The 23630-nt window shown below is 47.3% G+C and carries 19 protein-coding genes and 1 pseudogene; 7 read left to right on the plus strand and 13 right to left on the minus strand.

Going from position 1 to position 23630, the window contains the following annotated elements; all coding sequences use genetic code 11:
- Positions 1-97: 97 nt before the first annotated feature.
- The 4 genes and pseudogenes from ccoP to ccoN form a co-directional block, all read right to left on the minus strand.
- Complete coding sequence (gene ccoP, locus KDD30_RS06925) at positions 98-1075, minus strand: cytochrome-c oxidase, cbb3-type subunit III (protein WP_211648681.1); 978 nt, start codon at positions 1073-1075, stop codon at positions 98-100.
- Between the two features lie 2 nt (positions 1076-1077).
- Positions 1078-1254, minus strand: a complete 177-nt coding sequence (locus tag KDD30_RS06930; RefSeq protein WP_211648683.1) for a CcoQ/FixQ family Cbb3-type cytochrome c oxidase assembly chaperone — start codon at positions 1252-1254, stop codon at positions 1078-1080.
- A gap of 9 nt (positions 1255-1263) precedes the next feature.
- Positions 1264-1871: pseudogene (gene ccoO / locus KDD30_RS06935) on the minus strand (cytochrome-c oxidase, cbb3-type subunit II).
- Between the two features lie 12 nt (positions 1872-1883).
- Positions 1884-3311 carry a cytochrome-c oxidase, cbb3-type subunit I gene (gene ccoN, locus KDD30_RS06940; protein WP_211648690.1) on the minus strand — a complete coding sequence of 476 codons (1428 nt, stop codon included), beginning with the start codon at positions 3309-3311 and terminating at the stop codon, positions 1884-1886.
- Between the two features lie 273 nt (positions 3312-3584).
- On the opposite strand from ccoN, the gene KDD30_RS06945 reads away from it, so the two are divergent.
- On the plus strand, positions 3585-4016 hold the full coding sequence (locus tag KDD30_RS06945) for a hypothetical protein (RefSeq protein ID WP_211650169.1): 432 nt from the start codon (positions 3585-3587) through the stop codon (positions 4014-4016).
- Positions 4017-4092: 76 nt separating this feature from the next.
- On the opposite strand, the gene KDD30_RS06950 is transcribed toward KDD30_RS06945, so the two are convergent.
- On the minus strand, positions 4093-4782 hold the full coding sequence (locus KDD30_RS06950; RefSeq protein ID WP_211648692.1) for an SDR family oxidoreductase: 690 nt from the start codon (positions 4780-4782) through the stop codon (positions 4093-4095).
- 154 nt (positions 4783-4936) lie between these two features.
- Here KDD30_RS06950 and KDD30_RS06955 point away from each other — a divergent pair, with 154 nt between their 5' ends.
- From KDD30_RS06955 to KDD30_RS24490, 3 genes are all read left to right on the plus strand, one after another.
- Positions 4937-6109: an FIST signal transduction protein gene (locus KDD30_RS06955; RefSeq protein WP_211648701.1), complete on the plus strand. Its 1173-nt coding sequence runs from the start codon at positions 4937-4939 to the stop codon at positions 6107-6109.
- A 5-nt stretch (positions 6110-6114) separates the two neighbouring features.
- Complete coding sequence (locus KDD30_RS06960; RefSeq protein ID WP_211648710.1) at positions 6115-8190, plus strand: ATP-binding protein; 2076 nt, start codon at positions 6115-6117, stop codon at positions 8188-8190.
- 364 nt (positions 8191-8554) lie between these two features.
- A complete protein-coding gene (locus tag KDD30_RS24490; RefSeq protein WP_249199233.1) occupies positions 8555-8704 on the plus strand; it encodes a helix-turn-helix domain-containing protein in 150 nt (49 codons plus the stop codon).
- A 239-nt stretch (positions 8705-8943) separates the two neighbouring features.
- Here KDD30_RS24490 and KDD30_RS06970 read toward each other — a convergent pair whose 3' ends face one another.
- Complete coding sequence (locus KDD30_RS06970; RefSeq protein WP_211648712.1) at positions 8944-11691, minus strand: DEAD/DEAH box helicase; 2748 nt, start codon at positions 11689-11691, stop codon at positions 8944-8946.
- Positions 11692-11979: 288 nt separating this feature from the next.
- On the opposite strand from KDD30_RS06970, the gene KDD30_RS06975 reads away from it, so the two are divergent.
- The gene (locus tag KDD30_RS06975; protein ID WP_211648720.1) at positions 11980-12363 is read left to right on the plus strand and encodes a response regulator; all 384 of its coding nucleotides are present in this window, start codon (positions 11980-11982) and stop codon (positions 12361-12363) included.
- A 105-nt stretch (positions 12364-12468) separates the two neighbouring features.
- Here KDD30_RS06975 and KDD30_RS06980 read toward each other — a convergent pair whose 3' ends face one another.
- Entirely contained in the window at positions 12469-12777 is a 309-nt protein-coding gene (locus KDD30_RS06980) for a DUF3634 family protein (RefSeq protein WP_211648727.1), read from the minus strand.
- A gap of 45 nt (positions 12778-12822) precedes the next feature.
- Positions 12823-13275, minus strand: a complete 453-nt coding sequence (matP, locus tag KDD30_RS06985) for a macrodomain Ter protein MatP (protein ID WP_211648729.1) — start codon at positions 13273-13275, stop codon at positions 12823-12825.
- A gap of 236 nt (positions 13276-13511) precedes the next feature.
- Between matP and KDD30_RS06990 the strand changes: the two genes are divergently transcribed.
- The gene (locus KDD30_RS06990) at positions 13512-15224 is read left to right on the plus strand and encodes a Lon protease family protein (protein ID WP_211648731.1); all 1713 of its coding nucleotides are present in this window, start codon (positions 13512-13514) and stop codon (positions 15222-15224) included.
- 68 nt (positions 15225-15292) lie between these two features.
- On the plus strand, positions 15293-15808 hold the full coding sequence (gene fabA / locus KDD30_RS06995; protein WP_211648733.1) for a bifunctional 3-hydroxydecanoyl-ACP dehydratase/trans-2-decenoyl-ACP isomerase: 516 nt from the start codon (positions 15293-15295) through the stop codon (positions 15806-15808).
- A gap of 129 nt (positions 15809-15937) precedes the next feature.
- On the opposite strand, the gene rmf is transcribed toward fabA, so the two are convergent.
- The 5 genes from rmf to rlmKL all read right to left on the minus strand — a co-directional run bounded on the left by rmf (position 15938) and on the right by rlmKL (position 22665).
- A complete protein-coding gene (gene rmf, locus KDD30_RS07000) occupies positions 15938-16111 on the minus strand; it encodes a ribosome modulation factor (RefSeq protein WP_211648735.1) in 174 nt (57 codons plus the stop codon).
- A gap of 167 nt (positions 16112-16278) precedes the next feature.
- Entirely contained in the window at positions 16279-18324 is a 2046-nt protein-coding gene (locus KDD30_RS07005) for a DUF3466 family protein (protein WP_211648742.1), read from the minus strand.
- On the minus strand, positions 18324-20252 hold the full coding sequence (locus KDD30_RS07010) for an ABC transporter ATP-binding protein (RefSeq protein WP_211648749.1): 1929 nt from the start codon (positions 20250-20252) through the stop codon (positions 18324-18326). Before KDD30_RS07010 ends, KDD30_RS07005 begins: the two co-directional genes overlap by 1 nt.
- Positions 20239-20487: a glutaredoxin family protein gene (locus tag KDD30_RS07015; RefSeq protein ID WP_211648752.1), complete on the minus strand. Its 249-nt coding sequence runs from the start codon at positions 20485-20487 to the stop codon at positions 20239-20241. Before KDD30_RS07015 ends, KDD30_RS07010 begins: the two co-directional genes overlap by 14 nt.
- 33 nt (positions 20488-20520) lie before the next feature.
- Positions 20521-22665 carry a bifunctional 23S rRNA (guanine(2069)-N(7))-methyltransferase RlmK/23S rRNA (guanine(2445)-N(2))-methyltransferase RlmL gene (rlmKL, locus tag KDD30_RS07020; RefSeq protein ID WP_211648761.1) on the minus strand — a complete coding sequence of 715 codons (2145 nt, stop codon included), beginning with the start codon at positions 22663-22665 and terminating at the stop codon, positions 20521-20523.
- Positions 22666-23630 lie beyond the last annotated feature (965 nt).

The following is a 23630-nucleotide window of genomic DNA, read 5'->3' on the forward strand; positions in this document are numbered from 1 at the left end:
AAAAGAGCCCCTGATTTTAACAGGGGCTCTGTGACAAGGCTTCAGTGAAATTGTCAGCAAACGTCAACAATTGACTGATTCGTAACAGAAATCGAAATTACTGTTCGCTATTGCTCAGACCCCAGACATAAGCAGAGATAAGCTGAACTTTCTCTTCTCCCAGGATGTTTTCCCATGCTGGCATCACACCTTGGCGTCCATGAGTGATTGTATCAACGACGGCGCTGCGTGAACCACCAAAGAGCCAGATATTATCTGTCAGATCCGGTGCACCAAACGCAGGGTTACCTTTACCATCTGTACCATGACAAGCCGCACAAACAACGAAACGTTGTTTACCAGCGGCAGCTTCTTTGGCATTCACTTTACGGCCTGACAGGCTCAGGGCATAGCTGGTCACTTCTTGTACACCCTGTTCGCCCAGCGTGTCAATCCATGCCGGCATTGCGCCCTGACGGCCATGCATAATGGTCGTTTTGATGGTTTCCGGTTCGCCACCGTAGAGCCAATCGTTGTCTGTCAGATTCGGGAATCCTTGCTGGCCCCGTGCGTCAGAGCCATGGCACTGAGCACAGTTTTGCAAGAACAAACGCTGACCGACACGACGAGCATCCTGATCGGCTGCAATCGCTTCAATCGGACGAAGGTTGTTTCCAGATTCATCGTAGGCAAGTGATTTAAACAGCTCACCGTAGGATTTCTCTGCGTCACCCAGTTCCTTGGCATACTGATCCAGCTCTTTGTTGTGCTGAGACTGAGCAATCGATGCTTTTGATTCAGCCACGGTACGGACCGTCTGGTCCGAACTCTGCCATCCCAGAAAACCTTTGAAGTTTCCTAAGCCCGGATATAGCGCCAGATAAACCAGTGAAAAGATAATGGTGCCCCAGAACATGTAGGACCACCATTTCGGCAGTGGGTTATTGATTTCACGAATACCATCGTACTCGTGTCCCATGTCTTCACCTTCTTCAACGCCCATTTTATCCCGGCTACACCAAGCCAGAATAATGGCAATACCTGCCAGGGTGCCAAGCGTGATGACTGAAACCCATATACTCCAAAACGTTGACATTCTTATTTGCTCCTGTCTTCTTCACGCGTGGCCGTATCTTTATCCTCATCTGCAAACACAAGGTTTGCAGCTTCTTCGAATTGAGATTTACGGCGTTTGCTATAGGCCCAAAGGACAATACCAATAAAGCTGCCGAACAGGATGACTGTCCAAATGCTATGAATGGTTCCAATATCCATGGTGCCTCCTTACTTCATCGCGTGACCTAAAGACTGAAGGTAAGCAATAAGTGCGTCCATTTCAGTCTTGCCTCTCACGTCATCACCAGCTGTTGCGATTTGTTCATCTGTGTATGGAACACCAAAACGATCGCGGAACAGCGCCAGTTTCTGAGAAGTGAATTCCCCGTCAAGTTTGTTGGTTTCCAGCCAAGGGAAGCCAGGCATATTTGATTCAGGCACAACATCACGTGGATTGATCAAGTGAACGCGATGCCATTCATCAGAATAACGACCACCAACACGTGCCAGATCAGGCCCCGTACGTTTTGACCCCCACAGGAATGGGTGTTCCCAGACACTCTCACCAGCAACAGAGTAGTGGCCGTAACGTTCCGTTTCAGAACGGAAAGGGCGGACCATCTGGCTGTGACATACGGTACAACCTTCACGGATGTAAATATCACGGCCTTCCATTTCCAGAGCGGTATATGGGCGTAGGTTTTCAACTGGCTCAGTGGTCTGGTCCTGATAGATCAGGGGGTAATTTCTACCAGAGCACCCAAGCTGATCGCAATGATGATCAGAATGGCCAGCAAACCAGCATTTTTTTCAACAAGTTCGTGACGAAAGCTCATCTGTTTTACTCCTTATGCTGGTTGCTCAATGGCTTTCAGGCTGTCTCGTGGTGCAGCGATAGTTCTGTAGGCGTTGTAAGCCATCAGAAGCATACCTGCAACGAAGATCAGACCACCACAGAAGCGCACGAAGTAGAACGGATAAGAAGCCTGAAGTGCTTCAACAAAGCTGTATGTCAGGGTTCCGTCGGTGTTCACTGCACGCCACATCAGGCCTTGCATTACACCAGAGATCCACATTGCAACGATGTACAATACAGTCCCGATTGTTGCCAGCCAGAAGTGAACGTTAATCAGTTTGATTGAGTACATGCGCTCCTGACCAAAGAGTTTTGGAATCAGGTGATATACCGAACCGATTGAAACCATGGCAACCCAACCCAATGCACCTGAGTGTACGTGACCGATGGTCCAGTCTGTATAATGCGACAGGGCGTTGACTGTTTTAATCGCCATCATCGGGCCTTCGAAGGTTGACATGCCGTAGAACGACAGAGAGACAACCAGGAAGCGCAGAATCGGGTCATAACGCAGTTTGTGCCAGGCACCGGACAGGGTCATGATACCGTTGATCATGCCGCCCCAAGACGGTGCAAACAGAACCAGCGACATCACCATACCCAGCGACTGAGTCCAGTCTGGCAGGGCAGTATAGTGAAGGTGGTGCGGACCTGCCCAGATATACAGAGAAATCAGTGCCCAGAAGTGCACGATGGACAGACGGTAGGAATAAACAGGACGACCCGCTTGTTTCGGAACGAAGTAGTACATCATTCCCAGGAAGCCGGCAGTAAGGAGGAATCCTACAGCGTTATGTCCATACCACCATTGAACCATCGCATCGACTGCACCGGAGTAAACAGAGTATGACTTCGTCATCGAGACAGGAATCGCCATGCTGTTTACGATGTGCAGAACTGCAACGGTCAGGATGAAGGCACCGAAGAACCAGTTTGCCACATAGATGTGGGAGGTTTTTCGTTTAATCATCGTACCAAAGAATACGACAGCGTAAGCAACCCATACGATGGCGATCAAGACATCGATTGGCCACTCCAGCTCTGCATATTCTTTACTGGTTGTTAATCCTAACGGCAGTGTGACCACTGCAGACAGGATAACGGCTTGCCATCCCCAGAAGGTAAACGCCGCTAACTTGCCACCAAATAACGTGGTTTGACAGGTGCGCTGAACGACATAGTAGGATGTCGCGAACAGTGCACTGGTACCAAATGCGAAAATCACTGCATTAGTATGCAGCGGACGCAAACGGCTGTATGTCAACCAAGGGGTGTCAAAGTTAAGTGCCGGCCATACCAACTGAGCGGCAATAAATACACCAACGCTCATTCCGACAATTCCCCACAGTATGGTGGCTATAGTGAATTGGCGGACGACCGTATAGTTGTAGTTTTGATCAAGCTGCTTTACTTGGCTCATGTTGCATGCTTCCACTAAAAATTTTCAACTACACTCTTGTTTCTATGCGAACAACTATATTTCGCAATGCCACCCAAAGCTTAGCAATATCCAGTGTTGTTTTTATAACCAATTCGACACGGAAATTGCTATTTTGTTGTAAAAGTGGCATTTTCAGCACGCATAATACTTTAGATAGAAAATGAATGACAGTGTGATGGTGGCGCACTTGTTAAGGCGCACTGTTTTTCTGCGAAAAATTTGAACTCTGTAACATGGGAAATGTATACAATCATGGCCGCACAAAAATTAACGAAAGCGAGGCTCATTCAAATTCTCTTCTTACTTGCAGTGTTGATCACAGCATTTACATGGAGAACAATTACATACGATCAATCCGAGGTTGCAGATGAAATTGCTGTAAGTTGCCAGAGTGATACAGGGGATTGTGTTGATCTATCCGTAAACAGGCAGAATGAAATGCGCTTATTTTATTTAGCTGATAAAGGTGGAAATCAATACCGCTTGGTATTGCCAATGTCTCTGGGGAATATGGAAGCCAACCTGATTTCAGCCAGAAATCTTGAATCTGTTACAAAGATTGTACTGGATACATCCAACTCATTCAAAATAGGAGATTTTTCACTCCCTGCCAATGCAAAGGATACTTCCGGTTATTTAGTGAAAGTTGAAACTGAAAAGATGATTTATATTTTGAGTTTTTGATTTGATAAAATTGTTTATAAACATCAACTTATGATTATTTAGCGCTAAAAATAAGACGCATGAGATCATTTGTTAGTTAAGTGTGTTTTTTCTCTAAAGCGCGGTCAGTGACTTTAAAAACTTGTCCGTTGATATGTGCTGTTTCTTTGCTCACCAGAAAACGTACCATAGCAGCAACATCACTGTATTGATTTACATCATTTTTTTCATCTGTTGATCGATTCAGATAGTGGCATACCGCATGAACCCGGACAGAAGGTGCCAGGCTATTCGCCAGTGATTCGGACAAACCGATCAGTCCCTGACTGCACACAGACAGCACTTCGCTGTGTCGGTCATCTTCATTCGGTGTCGGAATCACGTTCACGATTGCGCCCTGAGAAGATTTCAGTAAAGGGTAGCTCAATTGTGCAGAGAAAACTGCCGCAGTTAATTGTTGATGAAGCGCTTGATTCCAGTCGAACAAATCCAGTTCATGAAATGAAGTGAGATGGCCGGGAGGTGTGCTGGGTGGGTTATATATCAGTGCATCAAGTCTGCCGAATTGTGCTTCGACTTCTTCCAGTACAGCGCGAACATCGGACTCTTTCTGACTGTTTGCCTGACGAAAGCGAACTCGTGGATCTGATGCGACTAAATCGTAGCCTTCATTTTCGTTCGTACTCAGTGCAATCACGATGGATTGGGTTGCTGCAATTTCTTTGCAGATACGTGCACCTAAGGTTGATGTTCCTTCTGTAACGATAATCACTGGTTGTTTTGTCATGTCCGTATCTGCTTCTGTAAGTGTCGGTAACTACTAATAACGGTAGATTGCACGCAGACTTAAGAGTTTTTTTGATAAAAATTCAATCGCCTGCTGATCCTCAAATTGAAACTGTCTATTATGTGGAAGATACATTAGCAACCGCGAAAGAAGCATGGAAATTGTTACCAGTTACTCTACTTTGGATGTTACAGAGTCCGCGATTGGCGAGGCAGTTGAAAAACTGAAAGCCAGGTTGGTGCGCCCAAGCCTTTTGCTTGTCTATTTCTCAGGGCACGATGACGCTGCTCGCATCCGTCAGCTCCTGACCGATCATTTCCCGGATACGCAAATTTTAGGATGTTCTTCCTGCCAGGGCATTTTAACCGACCAGGGTTATTTTCCTGATCAAGTGATTGGGCTTTGGGCTGTTTTTGATTTTAACGGCGCCTATGGTTCTGCGTTGGTCTCGACCCATCAACAGTCGGGACAAATGGCCAGACAGGCTGTATTGAAAGCCATTCAAAACACAGGGCGTTCCGGAGAACTGCCGTCCATGATATTGCTGCATGCCAGCCCCGGTGCCGAGGAAGAAGCCATTGAAGCGATTTCTCAAGAGTTTGGGACCCCTGTACCCATCATTGGCGGGAGCGCGGCAGATACACACGTGTCTGGACAATGGCAGTTATTCACTCAGGATCATACGGCCACTGAAGGCGTAGCGGTCAGTGTGTTTTATCCGTCTTGTGAGGTGAGTTTTTCATTTCAGTCCGGATATGCGAAAACAGAGTTGTCAGCCGTCGCGACCAAAATTGAAGGCAGAGAGATTCTCGAGTTAGATCATCGGCCTGCAAAAGAAGTGTATGAAGAATGGATTGCTCAACCTCTGCGTTTCGGTGAGTCAATTATGTCGTTATCAGCACTCCATCCGTTGGGGAGAGTTGCAGGGAACTTGCATGGTTTACCGTATTTTAAGCTGGCACATCCCAATTCTGTGACTGAACGTGGTGGGATCACATTGTTTGCCTCTATAAAGGAAGGAGAGCGGTTCTATTTAATGACCGGGACGGAAGATAATCTGATCAATCGTGCCGGCCGTAATGTGGATGGCCTGTTGAGTGAGGGGCATGATGAGATCGAAACCATTGGTGGCATCAGTATTTATTGTGCGGGATGTATGCTTCAGGTGAAACCCAGAATGGCTCAGGTTGCTGATAAAATGCGTCAGGCAATGCGTGAAGCGCCTTATATTTGTCCCTTTACCTTTGGTGAGCAGGGGCAATTCATCGGTGGTGAAAATGAACATGGCAATTTGATGATTTCGAAAGTTTTATTTTATCGGGAATAATACGCATGACAGGGAGAGAAACAGAAACATTACAGGAAACCCTGCTTGCACTGCTCCGGAGTCAGGAACGGGAAAAACAGCTCAGAGATGAGTATTCAGCGATCTTAGCTGGCATGTCTGCGATGGCTGGCGCCAATAACAAGCGCCAGGTTTTTAACAGCCTTCTTGCGGTATTACGTAAGTATATTGGCTTTGAACACGCACTGGTGTTGACCCGGGAAGATGAGACTTCTCAGTTGGAAGAGCTGGTCACGACTTGTGTTCATTTCGAAGGATGTCAGTGGGAAGTCAGCCAGACCTTTATTCGTGCAATGAATGGCGAAAGTATTGCATTGTTTGATCCGGCACGAGTGGCGGAGTTCCGGAAATTACCGGATGATCGAATCCAGCTTTGCCGTTCAGTATTGATGACGGGGGTTAAAGTCAGTTCTGGGGATGCATTGCTTTTATTCATTCACTCCAAACCTGGCCAGTTTGGCGCCTCATGTAAACGAGTGTTGTCTCGCTTCAGACCGCTTTTGGAGCGTGCCATCATTGATATCGATTACCGAGAGCGATTACAGACCTTGGTTACTGTCCGGACTCAGGAACTCTTGCACAGTCAGCAGCGCTTTAAAGATTTCGCGAATACTGTGGGTGACTGGTTCTGGGAAATTGATACGGAGTTTCGTTTTACTTACATCTCTGCGCCCGATCTTTCTAACCATGTGATCGACAAAAAGAGCTTGCTAGATTTATTCGATGGCGAAAAAGACTTTCAGACGAAGCTCCGGAATAAACTGCTGAAGAACGAAGATTTTGAAGATCTGGAATGGCAATTGCCTGGTAACGAGGGCGGGGCATGGATCAGTTTCAGCGCCAGCCCATATTTCAGTAAACACGGTGAACTCCGGGGATACCGTGGCACTGCAAAAGATATTACCAGCAAGAAGCAACGTTTAGTTGAACTTCAGCAAGCCAGACAACAGGCAGAGTCTGCGAACGCAGCGAAATCACAATTTTTAGCCATGATGAGCCATGAAATCAGGACACCACTCAATGCTGTGTTAGGCCTGATGGATACATTGGCTGATTCAGGATTGAATTTCGAGCAGCTGAAATGGATTAATCAAATGGAGCAATCGGCACAGCTCCTGTTAACGATCATTAACGACATTCTCGATCTTTCCAGAATTGAATCTGGGAAGTTTGATTTGTATCTCGAGCCAATGTCTGTTGTCGATTGCGTGAATCTTGTTGTTGAGCAGCTTGAAGATCAGGCCATTAAGAAGGATATTTCTCTCAGTGTCTCGATAGATGATTTCGTTCCGAAGCAAATGCTGGGTGACAAAAATCGGGTGACGCAGGTCATGTTTAACCTGATTGGGAACGCGATTAAATTTACTGACCAGGGCTCGGTGCGTGTCACAGTTTCCACGGAAGGTGAAGATCTGACCGTAAATGTAATTGATACAGGTATTGGCATCTCAGCCGAAGCGCAGAAAAATCTTTTTAATCCGTTTGTTCAGGCTGACGGTAGCATCACACGCAAGTATGGTGGCACGGGTTTGGGATTAGCGATCAGCCGACATCTGCTGGAAAAAATGGAAGGGAGAATCTCGCTTCAGAGTACCTTAGGTCAAGGTAGCTGTTTTACAATCCATTTGCCCATTAAAGAAACGGAAGTCCGGGAAGAAAAAAGTGTTTATCAGCCAGCCAAAGCGCTTCGACGTCCGCTGAAAATATTACTCGCGGAAGATAGCCAAACCAATCAGATGGTCGCTAAACTGATGCTTGAAAAACGTGGCCATCATGTTGAGGTTGCGGATAACGGGCAGATTGCGTTGGACATGGTGTCCGCATCGCCGGAATGCTTCGATTTAATCTTGATGGATATTTCAATGCCGGTGATGGACGGCATGGAAGCGACCCGAAAGATCAGAGAGAACCATTTGAAACTGCCAATCATCGCATTAACGGCAAATGCCATGCATTCTGATCAGATTGAATACAGTAAAGCTGGGATGGATGGGTTTCTTGCCAAGCCAATCCGTGTGCCTGAGCTGGATAAGATGCTCAGTATGTACGCTGAGTTGATCTGATCACCGGACCAAACGAACGTTTTCGCGTTCGTTTGGTCCAGGTAATTACACGATCATTGAAGGACCAGGCAAACTGACCATTTGCAGCAGAACTTCAATAAAGTGTTAATTACCTATTTTATGGTAAATCAGCGTTATGGTTAAATGGCTCGTTTTTCAACGACGTCATGCTTAAAAAGAGCAGGTGCGGGGTTCCCAAAGACGGTTGATAATGGAGCTACCGGACACTCCATTTAACATAATGTACATAATACGTACTTAAGGTGTAAGATCTAGTTAGAAATGTCAGGTTTGAGCCAGATTGAAATGTCATGTTGTTCTAGCTTCAAAACACGCTTTCTTTAACCGTGTTTGGAGCCCGTGGATGCTATTAACCATGACTGACAGTGAATTACTGAGAATCAAGCTCATCCAAGACATCTGTGACAAACGGCTCACCGGTGTTGAGGCTGCCCGCTTACTTAAACTGAGCCCGCGCCAAGTTTATCGTTTGGCCAAACGTGTCGCCGAATAAGGCATAGCCAGTTTGAATTGGCTTCTTTTAGCGTGGCAAATCTGCTAATCATCGTTATGATGATCAATGAAATTGCAGACATGCTGCTGTATATGTCTGAGTTATCTCTGCATAAAACATTGGATATTTTAAAAGTTACAGGATCACTTATTTGTATTGGATTCTCCACGGCTTCCTCTCGTGGATGTTTTCATGATCGCTTCACTCGAGGGACTGCTTTTTATGGCTTCAAGTTCCCATTAAGTGACGGCGTCACTGATGTTGAGTCTTTCTAAAATCTCAGTGATGACGCGCTCTGGCTCCTTCTTCCACAGTTTGTATGGAACCGGGAGAACAGATAAGCCAGCACGCTGAAATGTACGATGCGTGTGAATATCAAAATATGATTCAAACTCGCCTTCATAACCGATCAAGTCCAGGCCTAATGTGTTGCCCTGGTGTTGGCAAATGATATCAATGTTTTCGCCGGCAACTGCCGAGTGAACCCAATACTGAATGCCAGCGTGCTCAAGTGACGCTTTCATCTGCTGAGCAAAGTCGCATAGGATGACGGTTGCTGAGGCTGGTTCGGCTGTCTCTTGATGGTTTTCCTGCAAATAACGTCGGAACAGATTCTGAGGGCTGAGATCGGTTGCCAGAACAGAATGCACAACGATTTGGGCTTGTCTGGCACGAGTGATCATGACATTAAACATATCTTCACGATTTAAATAAGCTGCTGCCCGGTTGCTTTGTGCGTCGATTGCCATGGATAGAATCATCAGATCCCGCTCCTCGCCCTGAAAACCAAAGGGCGTGGAAACTCTGATGGCGTGCCTCTGAATCACCTCATGTGGGAAAAATGATTCAATGGCTGACTCAAGATACATCGCCTGTTCGCGATATGGCGAAATCACGCCAATACTCAGAGGCAATGCTTCCGCTGTACTGGCGAGAATGTGTGTTTCAATCAGAGATAGCACGGCAGCCTTTTCCTGATCATTTTTACCTGTCCGACTTCTCTGGCCATCGGGTATGTATTGAAAACTTAATGCAGCCTGCTGTGACGCTGCCGGCCTGGCTTTCATGACTTTTAAGCGATTTTGATAGAAATACTGGTTACTGAAATGAATCAGATCAGGCTGACTTCGAAAGTGTTCATCCAGAAAAGTGACAGCAGTTTGATCGGTAATGCATGCAGAAACTAAATCAAGCAATGAACGATCTCGATACGCATACTTTTCGAGTTCACTTGGCGGCAGGTTTTCCAATTGCCAAAACTGAGATTGTTGCGCTCTGGAAAGAAATGAAATATGCCTGAGTTGCTTCACATCACCTGCGACTACAGCGCGTTTCGCGCGATAGATTGCAGGTAAAGCACTGGCAATATCACTTTGTGATGCTTCATCAAATATCACGAGATCAAACATCGATTCTTGTCGTGGTAACGACTGACTCAGCTCTTCAGTTGTCACCAGCCAAATTGGAAAAGCTTGATTAATGATTGAAAAGTCCGTGTTTGCAAAACGTTCTTCCTGAGTTTTAGAATGTCTGGCTTTCAGGGCATCCCAAAACTGATGTAGTTGTGCCCTGTTCTTCTGAAGGACGCGTTCGATTTGAGTCGCCCGGACTCGGTTGATTTCAGTCATTGCAACCTGATGATACAACTGCGTTGTTTCATGCAAATGCTTTTGTTTGTCCCAAAGCTTGTGATGGTCATTCCATAAGCTGTGAACACGTGCTTGAAGCTTCTTGAACCAGACGCCGGAGTTTTCACCACTGGCGAATCGAGAAATCCATAGAGCTTTGGAAAAGGTACGTTCTGCATGACGAAGCTGCTTTGCTGCGCTTTCGAGTTTCCGCTGCTGCGCTTGCGGAAAATTACCATGTGACGCTGTTACATTTATGCCGGAATGAAGAAGTTGCTCCAGATACTGCCGCATTGTCTTATTGAAAGAAAGACTGGTTGCGTGAACATAGCCATTGTCCAGGCCAAAGCTATCTCGCAGCTTTTCGGCAATCACGTCGATGGCCTGCTCAGTTTTCGCAACAATCAGTACAGACTCGCCCTGCATCATTCGGTCGATTGCCATGGCTGCAATAGTAAAGCTTTTCCCAGTACCAGGTGGTCCGGAGATCAGGCTGAGTGGATAATTAGCCGCATTATTCAGCGCGGCTTGCTGAGGGAGACTGAGTTGATAAGGTAGGCTGCAGTGGAATGTTTGATTCACATTTTTTTTGCTGGCCGGAGTGAAATCAGGTGCCACTTGCCTTGGGAATAACGCATTGAAAGGTTGTGAAAATGCGGTTTCACTGATCAGCTCATTTAATTCATGTAGAGTACCGCGTACTCCCCGACTTCTTTCGGCAAGGAATAACAGGCTTCCACATGACAGTTCCACTTTCCCTGTGCGAGGCATTTTCATCACTGCCTTGGCTGACTCTAATTGCGGCCAGTTGGCTAGATGTTCCAGGGCTGAAATTTGAGTATGAACCCTCAGCCAGTGACCCATTTGTGAAATATCGATGTCGCGAACTGGATAATCCGGCATTGGGAATGTATCGATTGTTTGCGGGTCGATATCCGGCTTCAAGATTTGCCGGAGGATGTCTCTGTTTAGTCTGATATCGTCAGTTTTTGCTTGAATGCAAAGATGGCCACTTTCATCTTTCTGGAACTCAGCCGGCATAAAAATGATGGGAGAACAAATCTGTCTTTCTGTTGAAAAGCCATGAGAAACACTGATTTTCCCTTTGACTAGGAATGTCCCATAAATTAAGCGTTTTTCTCGGCGCGATAAATCAGCTTGTATGGACAGAGATTCAGCGTCTGGATGGCTGACAGGTAACATTGGCAACATGCCAGAGAAAAGTAATTCTTCTTCTTCAATGACAACCCTGCGATCCGCACGTAATTTGGCGATATTCGAAAGAGAAAGATCCTGACTATCTTCACGATAACATCGTCGGAAGTAACTCAGATATGAATGGATTGGAGCGGCAGACACAAAATCACCTTACAAGCATTTGGTGTGGGTTTAGCTCAGGTAACATAGCATCAGAATGTCCAAGCTGTATGAGAAGTTCTTTGCAGCGTGAGTAACATCAAGGAATCTTCCTATGAAAGCTGTTGAGTGATGTTTCACTGTTTTGTGAGGATATAGATATTTTTAGTAAATACATAAGTTATAGTGCACTAGATGCATCAAGTAAGAGCTAATATTCCTAGAACAACGCTTAAAGTTTATCTACTTTAGCAATAGATAAATCTCTGGGAAATGAAAAGGATACTGTGAATGAAGAATGTGCTGATTATCGAAGATAGTAAAGTCATGGCGCAAATACTGGCACAGCTTCTTCGGAACAGTATTCAACCGCAAACACTGCTCTATGCGGGTTCAATCACGCAAGCTGAAGCGATATTGGAAAAGTCTAAACTGATTGGCCATACGCTCGATTGTATCTTCCTGGATTTGAATCTGAACGAACCACTTGATGGCTTGGCCTTACTCTCTAAAGTCAAAGAAGACAGCCCAGATCTGCCCGTTGTCATTGTCACCGGAGAGAATGAGATAGAGACGGTGAAAACGGTCATCTCCCATAAACCGTCAGGCTATATTGTCAAACCCCTTTCAATGAATAAGCTGAACCAGTGTATTGAGAAAATAACGCAATCCTAGTTTGTGATTTCGTTATTCTAAAGCAATGATTGACTCTCTCATAAGTTATAGTGCACTAGCCAAACGCAATAAAGCCTGCACTTGGCAGGCTTTTCTCAGCGAAAATCAGGCTTGCTTCTTGCCCGTTTTACGATTACTGACAGCAAACGGGAACACATTGTGAATTTTCTGTTTGACCTTCGCGGGAACACTTTTTGAGAAAACCAACTTCGTCGTGAATCGGTTCTTATACACTTTTATTTTCCCGGTGAATGGCTCTCGGTGTGCGATGTCTTTACAACCGTTTAAAAAGCCAGTGGGAATATTCCCTTTTGTTTGCTTGAGTTGACCCTGTTCAAACTGTAAAACCATCACAGGGCGATCTTTAAAGACCAGAATCAGTACCGCAACAGCTACTAAAAGAACATATTCCATTATTTCCGTCCTCAAAAAAACAGCGCTTGGTATAGGTATAGTGAATCATTCGATTTGAAGCAATTTACTTAAGTCTTGTTTCAGATCCTGGACCTTTTTGCTTGCTTCAACGGATTTGCTGCTCTCACTCAACAAGTATTCAATTGTGTCAGAGAGCGTGCAATCGAGCTCTCTGGACTTATCAGCAAGCTTCTCCCACACACGATAATCCAGATCGATGGACTTTTTCCGTGTATGAATCTGTTCAGCGTTAAAGTGGCGTTTCCGCTTTGCCCGGATTGCCTGTTTCATCTTGTTTTCCAGCACCGGGGACATATGCTTGTGAATCCAATCCATGACTTTGGTTGGCTCATGTTCAAGTTCCAACAACAATTGAACTGCTGCTTCAGCTTCACTGGTGTCAATGTACCGAGTGATGATTTCACCCTCTTTGTACTTTTTGACCAGATATCCCCACTTCCAACCTGCTTCCAGATTTTCCAATTGCTGATATTTCATAATCCGCTGCTTATTCGAGTTGTTGATGATGACAATGACTATACTGTGACAGTGTAACCAAAGGTCTTCCTGAGTACAACGGTGCAAGCACAGTAAACATTTGTTTTTAGTGCCGTGCTGAAGTCAGATCACGTCTGTATCGTATTGAAATGTTAAATCTGCACATCACCTATTATGCGACGTGCGATTCCATTATACTGCTGTCTTTTTCACAGTAACGGAAATTACACCAAGTTATGCAAGAAGAATCCTGGCGTACCATGCTTCCAGATTACTCGGCTTATCAGTCGGTTCTGGAGCAATATACAACTCAATCCCCTGCACCTACAGGCATTTTACAAGATCGTCTGTGCGATGCTGTACGCCGATTCACTGCTGTGAACATTCAACCCAGAGTGCTGAGAATCACAGCACCCGATAATCAGATCTATCGTCATTATATGATTGATTTGTTGAGACATTTCGATCGCATTCACCGTACACCTACCGATGAACCAACCGTTGTGATTGCAGGTGACAACGTCACTGAAGTCAATCTGTTCGGGGCGGTTTACCCGCCACTGGAAGATGGCAAAATTACTAAGCCTCAGGTCAAGCACGGCTTGCTGCATCAAGCTCACAATGGCTATCTGGTTTTATCTGTGGCTAGCATTCTGGCCAATCCAAGCCTCTGGCCCCGACTCAAAGCCGTTTTGATGAATGGACAGTTAGACTGGCAACCAATCACGCAAAAGAAACTCTACCCGCTACCAGCGACTGAAACACTGAACGTCAAGCTGGTTTTGATCGGTGATCGCTTTCTGATGGCTGAGCTTGAAAATGCAGAGCCTGATATTTTATCCGGATTCAGTATGTATGCCGAATTTGAACAGGACTTACGTTTGAATCAGGAAAGCCTGCCGAAATATCTGGCTTATCTGAAATCAGTCATTCGCAATGCCAACCTGCCTGATATCGCTGACCCAGAAGCCCTGAAGCTTCTGATGCGCACAGGTGCAAGACATGAAGAAGATCAATATCGTCTGCCTCTGTGTCCTATCTGGCACCAGAGCCTGCTGTGTGAAGCTGCGATTGAATCTCAGGGCGGCCCGATTCATGCTGAACATTTGAAACAGGCCCTGAAGGCGAAAGAATACCGAAGCTCATATCTGCCTGAACGCGCGATTGAAGACATTCATCACGGTCAAGTGATCATCAACTGTCAGGGACAAGAAGTCGGTCAGGTCAACGGACTGACCGTGGTTGAGATGCCAGGCCACCCGACAGCCTACGGTGAACCTGCTCGTATCTCCTGTGTCGTTCATTTTGGTGATGGAGATATCTCCGATGTTGAACGCAAGGCAGAACTGGCCGGAAATATCCATGCGAAGGGCATGATGATTATGCAGGCCTTTATCAGTGCCGCGCTGGACCTGGATCAACCCCTGCCATTCGCTGCATCCATTGTTTTTGAGCAATCCTACAGTGAAGTCGACGGAGACAGCGCCTCTCTGGCTGAGTTGTGCTCTCTGGTCTCTGCGCTGGCACAGCAGCCTATCAATCAGCAAATTGCCGTCACAGGTGCCGTCGATCAGTTTGGTCGTGTACAGGCGGTGGGTGGCATCAACGAAAAAATTGAAGGATTTTATAAGGTTTGTGCCTTCCGTGGCCTGACGGGCAAGCAAGGTGTCATCTTACCGAAAACAAACCGGAGTAATCTGTGCCTTTCCGATGAGGTTCTGGATGCCATTCAGCAAGGCAACTTCCATATCTGGACTGTCGAAAGTGTTGATGAAGCACTACCCTTATTAACGAACAAAGCCTTTCGCCGGGATAAGCACAACGAGGAAAGTGAAGAAACCACCTTACTGGATGTGATTGCAGAACGTATTGCTCATGCACATCATGGTCATGAGGAAGGCAGACCAGGCTTATTTACGAAGATGAGGAACTGGTTGGGCCACAACTGATCCGAGTTGTTTAGCGTACAGGTGTAAGCTAAATTGCCCCAATAATTTCAAAGAGAAATAAGCATCCAATGAAGAAATGCAATTCTTACAACCGTGACGATCTCCTCGAATCAAGCCAGGGTAAACTGTTTGGTCCTGGCCGCCCGCAATTACCAGCACCAAACATGCTGATGATGGACCGTATTGCCAAAATCACTGATGAAGGCGGTGCGTTTGGTAAAGGCGAAATCATTGCCGAATTAGATATTACCCCGGATCTGTGGTTCTTTGACTGCCACTTCCCGGGCGACCCGGTCATGCCTGGTTGTCTGGGTCTGGATGCCATGTGGCAGCTGGTTGGATTTTTCCTGGGCTGGATCGGTGGCGAAGGCAAAGGCCGCGCTCTGGGTGTTGGTGAAGTGAAGTTCACCGGCCAGATCCTGCCAACCGCTAAAAAAGTCACCTATGAAATTCAAATGAAGCGCGTGATTAACCGCAAGCTAATCATGGGTGTTGCTGATGGCCGCGTTCTGGTAGACGGTAAAGAAATCTACGTTGCCAAAGACCTGAAAGTGGGCCTGTTCCAGGACACTTCAACGTTCTAAGGTTCAGTAAGCTTTGTATACCGATAAGGCCGCATCTTGCGGCCTTTTCCTTTTATGGAAGCCAGATAAAATGAAGCCCCTACTCCGAAGGGGCTCTGTATGGTTGGATATGAGGGGGAAAGACTATAATTATTTCATTCGGCCAGAGTGCAGTTCTTCTCTTGCATCTCGCCAGCCACCTAGCCAATTCATACGGGCATCCACAGTTTGATATGGACATGTGTCACTGGAACGACCACTTAAACCAGCTTGATAGCCTCGAGATTGTGCGCGTTCCAGACGATCCCGCTTTTGTCTCTTCATAGTTCGATCCTCATCCTTATTCGTATTGATCATTACCATTACATAATGATGGAGCTTTTGTGACTCCACTTCTAAGGATTGGATATTTCGACTCAGATATCAACCTACAAAAAAAATCAGGCTCACAACTTGTGAGCCTGATTAAAAATTGAACAAATCTGACAAAATTACCGTTTCCGGCGTAACCCAAATAATGCAAGAAGTGACAACGTCACCAAACCAATTGAGCCACCTTTCCGGGATACCGTTTCTTTTTCTTCAACACGCGGTTGTACCGTCGCATCAACACGAGGCACCAGCTTCACCGCGACTAAACGTTCATCACCTTCACACTCAGCAGACTTACTCAGACTTTTATAGCCAGTGTCGCATTTCAGTGCAGTTGCCGAGATCACACCCGCATCATTGATGCCTGTGGCCTGAGCAATGCGAAACTGGTTCGCTTTACCACCCACAACATCATCATTCGTCAGGTCATCAAGCAACCAGGCTGATTTCGCTGGCAATGCATCCGTGACAACGTCACTACCGGACAGGTAAGTAAAAGCGCGTTGACGGCGCTGACGACCGTTCACCTGATTGACCGTTTCGGTATCGACCCAACCGACAATCTGGCCATTGTCATTGATCTCACTGGCGAACCCATTCGAACCCTGGAAGAACAGGCTGCTGACAGAGCTGTCCAACCAAGAGAAAGTATTATTGTTCACATCAAACAGGTACATTCTTTCTGCGAATGAACGTTCTTCAGAGCGGGCAGACTTGGCCACACCGATCACTTTGCCCTGCCCGTTAATATCTGTGGCAATGGTATAGCGATAGATACGATCGTTACCCGATTCAATATTCAGGTTCGGAATATAGGAAAATGTCCAGTCGTCTGCTTTCGGTGGCTGTGTGGTATCCACACCCTCTTTCAGTTTGTACACAGCAGCGCGGACCGCATAGTAATCGTTATCCACGGAATCTGTGGTGTAACCGACCATCACCGGTTTCTTATCTAGTTCACTTTCACCAACCAGTGCAACCGCACGGGCAGATGCCTGGAAAGAACGATTGCTGTCGTCCGGGTCGAGTGCAGGCCGGTCCGAAGGACGCGCGGCAAGCCGCTGCGCTTCCGGATTCGTTGAACCATCAACATTCCAGAACACGGCATCGTTGGCAAACACCATAAACTGACAAGCCCAGGACGCCTGATCCGTGCCAAACAACTGGGCTGGATTTGAAGCCTTAGTTTTACAGTTATTCAGATCCCCCCGGCTGATTGGCACATCGTCTGGCAACTTGATGTTGTTATTCAGCTCAGACGGTGAAAATGCCGCGCTGCCGACCACCAGCAAGTTACCTGCCGGAAATTCAACGGCATCTGTTGCCAGCGTTTGTCCTGTGTGCTTCACCAGGTCATTGCCTGCAATCGGTAACAGAGAAACCATATTACTGCCCAAATTCACAAAGCCACGCTTATTGAACTGACGGGCATAGCGATTGTTTTGGGTAAAGTATGCTGAACTGGTGACGCCAAGCGCGTAATCACCCAGTGTCGAAGATCCCACAGCACTCACCGCGCCGTTGGCAGAAACTTGGTCACCGCCATCCACCAGCGTCCCCAGTGACGGTGTCACAGCTGCATCATAACCGGTGGCGCTATTCGCGAACGTTGTCACACGATCGAAAGCGTCTGAGCCGTTGTCGAGCATTGGCAGCGTATTGGCATAATAATTGTTCCGCCAGGCAAACTGCTCTTTGCGCAAGCCCCCGAAGCCCTGTCCGTCTTCGGGATTATCTGTGTTATACCCCGTACCAAAGAAACGGGTATTGGCCCAGCTATCGCAGGTATTAAAGCCGAGGGATGCATCACAATAACGCTCTAGAGACCACTGGTCGTTGATCTGCTGAAAGTTATCCAACTGATACGGGATTTCATCGCGAATATCGATACCATCACTACCAAACCGGCTTTCACCAAACACTTTGTAGTTTGCTGCCGTACAGCTGGTTTCAAAGCATTTTTCACCGGAAGACTGGCTGATCCCCTGACCGTAAAACTGAACATTGTCTGTCAGTTCGCTTGTATTCTTATCGTAATATTGCAGTGCATCCACACCACTGCTGTCGCCAGAGACTTCAACGATGTCGTAGACAGCCGCCTGAGCCTGAGTCGCACTGGCGATCAAAACCGCCAGTGTCGAAAACGTAAACGTCTTATGTCGCATTAGGATTCCTTCTGCATTGCTTCTAGCTCTTCCCAGCGCTCAAATGCAGCTTCAAGTTCCTGTTCCGCCTCCGCAAGGCGTGACAGGGTCACTTTCGTGTCATCCGATGCGCTCTGGAAAAAGGCAGGATCATTAATTTTCACCTGCAGTTCAGCAATTTCATTTTCCAAATCTTCTAAACGAGCCGGCAGATCTTCAAGTTCCTTCTGGAGCTTATAAGACAGCTTCTTCGCAGGCTTCGCCCGGTTGGCTTGCTGCCGCTCTTTGTTTTCGGTCTTCTTCTTTTCAGCCTCAATGGCTTCAGCTTGTGCTTTCGCACGTTGGGCAACTGAGTTAGCGCGTTGTTCCTGAGCATCATGGTAACCGCCAACATACTCATTCACGACACCCTGACCTTCAAAAATCCAGCTTGTGGTCACTGTATTATCCACAAACTGACGATCGTGACTGACCAGAAGCAAAGTGCCTTGATAATTGGCAAGTATTTCTTCCAAAAGTTCCAGAGTTTCGATATCCAAATCATTCGTTGGCTCATCGAGTACCAGCAAATTATTCGGTTTCAGGAAGAGTTTGGCCAGCAACAGGCGGTTTTTCTCCCCACCGGAAAGCGCTTTGACCGGCGTTCGGGCACGTTTCGGATGAAACAGGAAGTCCTGTAGGTATCCCAGCGCATGACGGCTACGGCCATTGACCATGACTTCCTGCTTGCCTTCTGCCAGGTTGTCCAGCACTGTCTTTTCCGGATCCAGAATTTCACGATACTGATCGAAATAAGCCACTTCGAGCTTGGTACCACAATGGAAATGTCCTTCGGTCGCCTGCAGCTCACCCAGCATTAGCTTGAGTAAGGTACTTTTACCACAACCGTTCGGACCAATCAGTGCGATCCGATCGCCACGCATCACATTAAAGCTAAAATCTTTGATAATGGGCTTGTCATCGTAGCCATAGCTCAAGTGTTCAGCTTCAAAGACAACCTTACCGGAGCGACGCGCTTCCTGAAGCTGCATGTCGGCTTTACCCGTGACCTCACGGCGCTCGCTCCGCTCAACACGAAGCGCCTTCAGTGCACGTACCCGACCTTCATTACGGGTACGGCGTGCTTTGATGCCCTGACGAATCCAGGCTTCTTCCTGTGCAAGCTTCTTGTCAAACTCGGCATTCTGCTCGCTCTCCACGCGCAGCAACTCTTCTTTCGCATCCAGATACTTGTCGTAGTCTCCCGGGAAAGAGTTGAGCTGTCCGCGGTCAAGGTCAACAATCCGGGTCGACATCGAACGGATAAATGCCCGGTCATGCGAGATAAAGATGATAGAGCCCCGGAAATCTTTCAGGAAACCTTCCAGCCACTCGATCGTTGCAACGTCCAGGTGGTTCGTCGGCTCATCCAGCAGCAGAATATCGGGCTCACTGACCAGCGCACGGGCCAGCGCAGCTTTACGTTGCCAACCGCCCGACAGATCAGACAGTAATGTGGCCGGTTGAAGTTCAAGGTGCTCCAGAACCGCGGTGATCCGATTATCAAACTGCCAGGCATCCGCATGGTCGAGTTGCTCCTGCACCTTTGCCAGACGTGCAAAGTTCGTTTCGCTGGCGTCGGAGGTAATCGCATCAAGCAAATGGTGATAATCCCGGAGCAAGCCACCCACTTCAGCCAAACCCTCGGCAACATAATCGAACACATTGCCTGCTGCATCTCGCGGGGGATCCTGTTCCAGACGAGCCACTTTCAACTCGCTCATCCGCTGAATACTGCCATCATCCAATTGGACTTCCCCAGCGATGACTTTCATCAGCGTGGATTTGCCAGCGCCGTTTCGGCCAACCAGACACACTCTTTCATTCGGTTGCAGTAAGAATTCTGCGCCATCCAGTAAGGGATGGTCGCCATACGCCAGTTGGGCGTTGCTGATTTTAATTAATGCCATGAGTCTTTAACCAATTCGACAGTTCGCTGGCATCAAAAGGCCAGCCAAGCTCAGAAACAGAACCATTGATATTCAGGGAAACCACAGGAATAGTGACGCCGTAACGAGAAAACAGATCGTCATCGAACGCAATATCAATCACGCTGACCTGCCCGGCAACACCGACTTCTGTGAGCAGCGCATATGCCTGCTCACAGAGGTGGCACCCTTCTGTACTGTAAAGGATGATAGACAAGAAAAAATCCCTTAAATCTCAAACACAGGCGATTCAGGCATCGCCATCCTTATGGGTGATAATCCAGCAGTTATGAATCTGCTGATTTCGTGCAAAGTCCTGCGGTAATGTGGAAGCAGAGATATTCTTCGCCTGCAGGCCCAGCTCAGCAAGCTTCTCGAGATCCATTTTGAAATGGCGCTTATTATTCGAGAACACAATCTCTCCGCCCGGACGCAACATCCGCTTCAGATTTTCCATCAGCATGATATGGTCGCGCTGCACATCAAAGCTTTGTTTCATGCGCTTCGAATTCGAGAACGTTGGCGGATCAATAAAGATCAAATCAAAGGACTCATCCACTTCCTGCAGCCACTGCAGACAATCCGCCTGAATATATTCATGCTGACGGCCCACCTGGCCATTCAGCGCCATGTTTTCCTGTGCCCAACGCAGATAGGTATTCGACATATCGACGGTTGTCGTCGACTTCGCACCACCACAGGCCGCATGGACAGTCGCAGAGCCGGTATAAGCGAACAGATTCAGGAAATCTTTGCCTTCCGCCATTTCACCCAGTCGCCGACGGGTAATCTTATGGTCGAGGAACAGGCCCGTATCCAGATAATCAAACAGATTGACCTGAAGTTTTACGCCGTACTCCATTACAGTCATGTAACGTGAGGCATTAGACAGCTTCTGATATTGACTCTTCCCTTTCTGGCGTTCCCGAACCTTCAGAACCACCTTATCGCTCTCAACGCCAGTCACCTGAATCGTTGCACGCATGATATCCATCAACCGGCGACGGGCAGTTTCTTCCGGTACTGATTTCGGTGCTGCGTATTCCTGAATCACAATATGATCTTTGTACTTATCAATCGCAGCATTGTAATCCGGCAAGTCAGCGTCGTAGACGCGGTAACAGTCCAGCTTTTCTTTTGCAGCCCACTTGTCCAGTTTGGCCAGATTCTTCTTCAGACGATTCGCAAAATCCGGAGCAACCTGCTTCTCTTCGAGCTGCCCTTCATCCGCACCTTCAACCTGCTTCACACCACCGGCCGTAATCAGGTAAGTTTTCAGGACACAATCCAGCGCACCATTGCGCAGCTTGAATTGTTTGTCGGCTCGCATCCGCAAACAGCTCAGCAGTTCGTTGGACGATGAATAAATGGAAGCCACAGAACCCGCAAACGCCAGTTTCAGACGATTCCCGAACTCCGTATACAGAGAAATCAGCTCAGGCGTTGTGCCCAAACGCTCACCGTACGGCGGGTTACACAAAATCACACCGGCTTCAAAGCCATTCGGCTTGACCAGTTGCGTGGCGTCACCGTATTCAAAATCGATGAGCTCACTGACACCAGCGCGGCCCGCATTGTCTCTGGCCACACTCAGCATGCGTCGGTCTTCTTCCCGGCCGAAGAAACGGCAGGTGACTTTACCGACACCACGGCGTGCTTTCACGGAAGCTTCAGCGTGAATCTCTCTCCATGCTGGCTCATCAAAGTCGTTTAAGGCTTCAAAGCCCCAGCGCTTGCGTTTCAGGCCTGGCGCAATATCTGCCGCAATCAACGCGGCTTCAATCAACAGCGTGCCGGAACCACACATCGGATCCAGCATCGGTTGCTCAGGTGTCCATCCGCTTTTCATCACTAACGCTGCAGCGTGTGTTTCACGCAGCGGGGCTTTACCCGCCTCGGTCCGGTAACCGCGCTGATGCAAGCCACTGCCCGCCATATCCAGTCCGATAATCGCTTTTTCACCCGATAAACGAACATGAATCCGCAGGTCCGGACGCTCACGGTCGATGGTCGGACGCTGTTCATTGCTTTTCACAAAGCGATCCACAATGGCATCTTTGACTTTCATCGCACCGTACTGGCTATTGCGGATTTCGCGGTTGGTCCCGTTAAAATCAACAACAATACGTGTCCGGGAACTGAAGTATTGCCCCCAGTGAATCGCTGTCGCACCCAGATAAAGATCCAGGTCATTTCTGACATTGAATTCACTCAGCACCTGAACAATCCGTGAAGATACACGGGTCCAGAGGCAACACCGGTATGCTGTATGCTGTTCAGCAGAAAAACGGACCCCGGCATGCACGACTTTGACCTGTGATGCACCCAGTTGTGTCAGTTCATCGGCAAGGAGATTTTCCAGGCCACGGGAAGTAATAGCGAGATATTGGTTCATGAGTTTCTTTTCATACAAATGTTGACGGCGATTATAACTGATATCCCCGCCAAACGCCTGTATCACAACAATCAGCCGCACTTTTTTTGAAAAGTATCCTCGCAAGCGATTTGAAAACCACCAACCTGCATCCTTCAGGGACTGAAACAGCTTTGCTCTCTTGCCCTTCAAAGCACTGCACCCGCTCATTTTGCCATCGACAGATGTCAAGCAACCCGAAACCATCGTTTCCACAGGGAAACAAATTGATGGAAGTCACTGAAAAAACAAGCAGAACATCAAGTCTGTAAGCGCCCACACTAAAGCCCCACAATCGTTTCCTAAAGGAAACAATAATATTTAGTCATTTATTATCAATGCATTATGATTGGTAAAGATACAGATTCAGCCAGGTTCATCAGAACAAGGAACATTCGCCGGCTCTTCAAAGATGGTAAGCGCTCGCCTCGGTGCTGGCTTTGTATAGACAAGGACATCATTCTTTCCCGCTAGGAAATCATCGATTATTTCCCATCAGGAAATACAAAGCATGGCTCACTTTCACCTGTGTTTCTGAATTACAAAATAGAGGAAAACGAGGAAATATTGACACCTGTAGACAAAAAAAGACGCTGGATGATTGGCAATTTTTTGCCATTCTGTGACAAAAAGAGGCATGAAAAAGTGCAAAAATTTACTGTATTTTGACTTGGTTGCCACTTTTTCACGGGTACGGCATGCTGGTTATTCGCCCGATTGGGTGAAAAATCCCTCTGACAAGCCGCTCTATACCCCCAGGGATCTCTAACGGATGGGGACATTCACATGAGGTTTGTTTTCGTAACCTCGCTATGCGCTACCCGATTTTCGAATGGCAAATGAGATAGAACACATTCGCAGTCATCCCTGCATCAAGACATTGTCGGGCTTCTGTATGAACACAGATTGATTGAAGTCTCTTAAGAATCAGAAAATGGGGGGCAGAT

Source organism: Photobacterium sp. GJ3 (assembly GCF_018199995.1).
Lineage (GTDB): Bacteria > Pseudomonadota > Gammaproteobacteria > Enterobacterales > Vibrionaceae > Photobacterium.

Coding starts and splice junctions, on each gene's coding strand:
- KDD30_RS06930 (WP_211648683.1), bottom strand. CDS start 1,254: ATGGATATTGGAACCATTCATAGCATTTGGACAGTCATCCTGTTCGGC.
- KDD30_RS24490 (WP_249199233.1), top strand. CDS start 8,555: ATGCTATTAACCATGACTGACAGTGAATTACTGAGAATCAAGCTCATC.
- KDD30_RS06955 (WP_211648701.1), top strand. CDS start 4,937: ATGGAAATTGTTACCAGTTACTCTACTTTGGATGTTACAGAGTCCGCG.
- fabA (WP_211648733.1), top strand. CDS start 15,293: ATGAAGAAATGCAATTCTTACAACCGTGACGATCTCCTCGAATCAAGC.
- ccoP (WP_211648681.1), bottom strand. CDS start 1,075: ATGTCAACGTTTTGGAGTATATGGGTTTCAGTCATCACGCTTGGCACC.
- matP (WP_211648729.1), bottom strand. CDS start 13,275: ATGAAATATCAGCAATTGGAAAATCTGGAAGCAGGTTGGAAGTGGGGA.
- KDD30_RS06975 (WP_211648720.1), top strand. CDS start 11,980: ATGAAGAATGTGCTGATTATCGAAGATAGTAAAGTCATGGCGCAAATA.
- KDD30_RS06950 (WP_211648692.1), bottom strand. CDS start 4,782: ATGACAAAACAACCAGTGATTATCGTTACAGAAGGAACATCAACCTTA.
- KDD30_RS06980 (WP_211648727.1), bottom strand. CDS start 12,777: ATGGAATATGTTCTTTTAGTAGCTGTTGCGGTACTGATTCTGGTCTTT.
- KDD30_RS06960 (WP_211648710.1), top strand. CDS start 6,115: ATGACAGGGAGAGAAACAGAAACATTACAGGAAACCCTGCTTGCACTG.
- rlmKL (WP_211648761.1), bottom strand. CDS start 22,665: ATGAACCAATATCTCGCTATTACTTCCCGTGGCCTGGAAAATCTCCTT.
- ccoN (WP_211648690.1), bottom strand. CDS start 3,311: ATGAGCCAAGTAAAGCAGCTTGATCAAAACTACAACTATACGGTCGTC.
- KDD30_RS07005 (WP_211648742.1), bottom strand. CDS start 18,324: ATGCGACATAAGACGTTTACGTTTTCGACACTGGCGGTTTTGATCGCC.
- rmf (WP_211648735.1), bottom strand. CDS start 16,111: ATGAAGAGACAAAAGCGGGATCGTCTGGAACGCGCACAATCTCGAGGC.
- KDD30_RS07010 (WP_211648749.1), bottom strand. CDS start 20,252: ATGGCATTAATTAAAATCAGCAACGCCCAACTGGCGTATGGCGACCAT.
- KDD30_RS06990 (WP_211648731.1), top strand. CDS start 13,512: ATGCAAGAAGAATCCTGGCGTACCATGCTTCCAGATTACTCGGCTTAT.
- KDD30_RS06945 (WP_211650169.1), top strand. CDS start 3,585: ATGGCCGCACAAAAATTAACGAAAGCGAGGCTCATTCAAATTCTCTTC.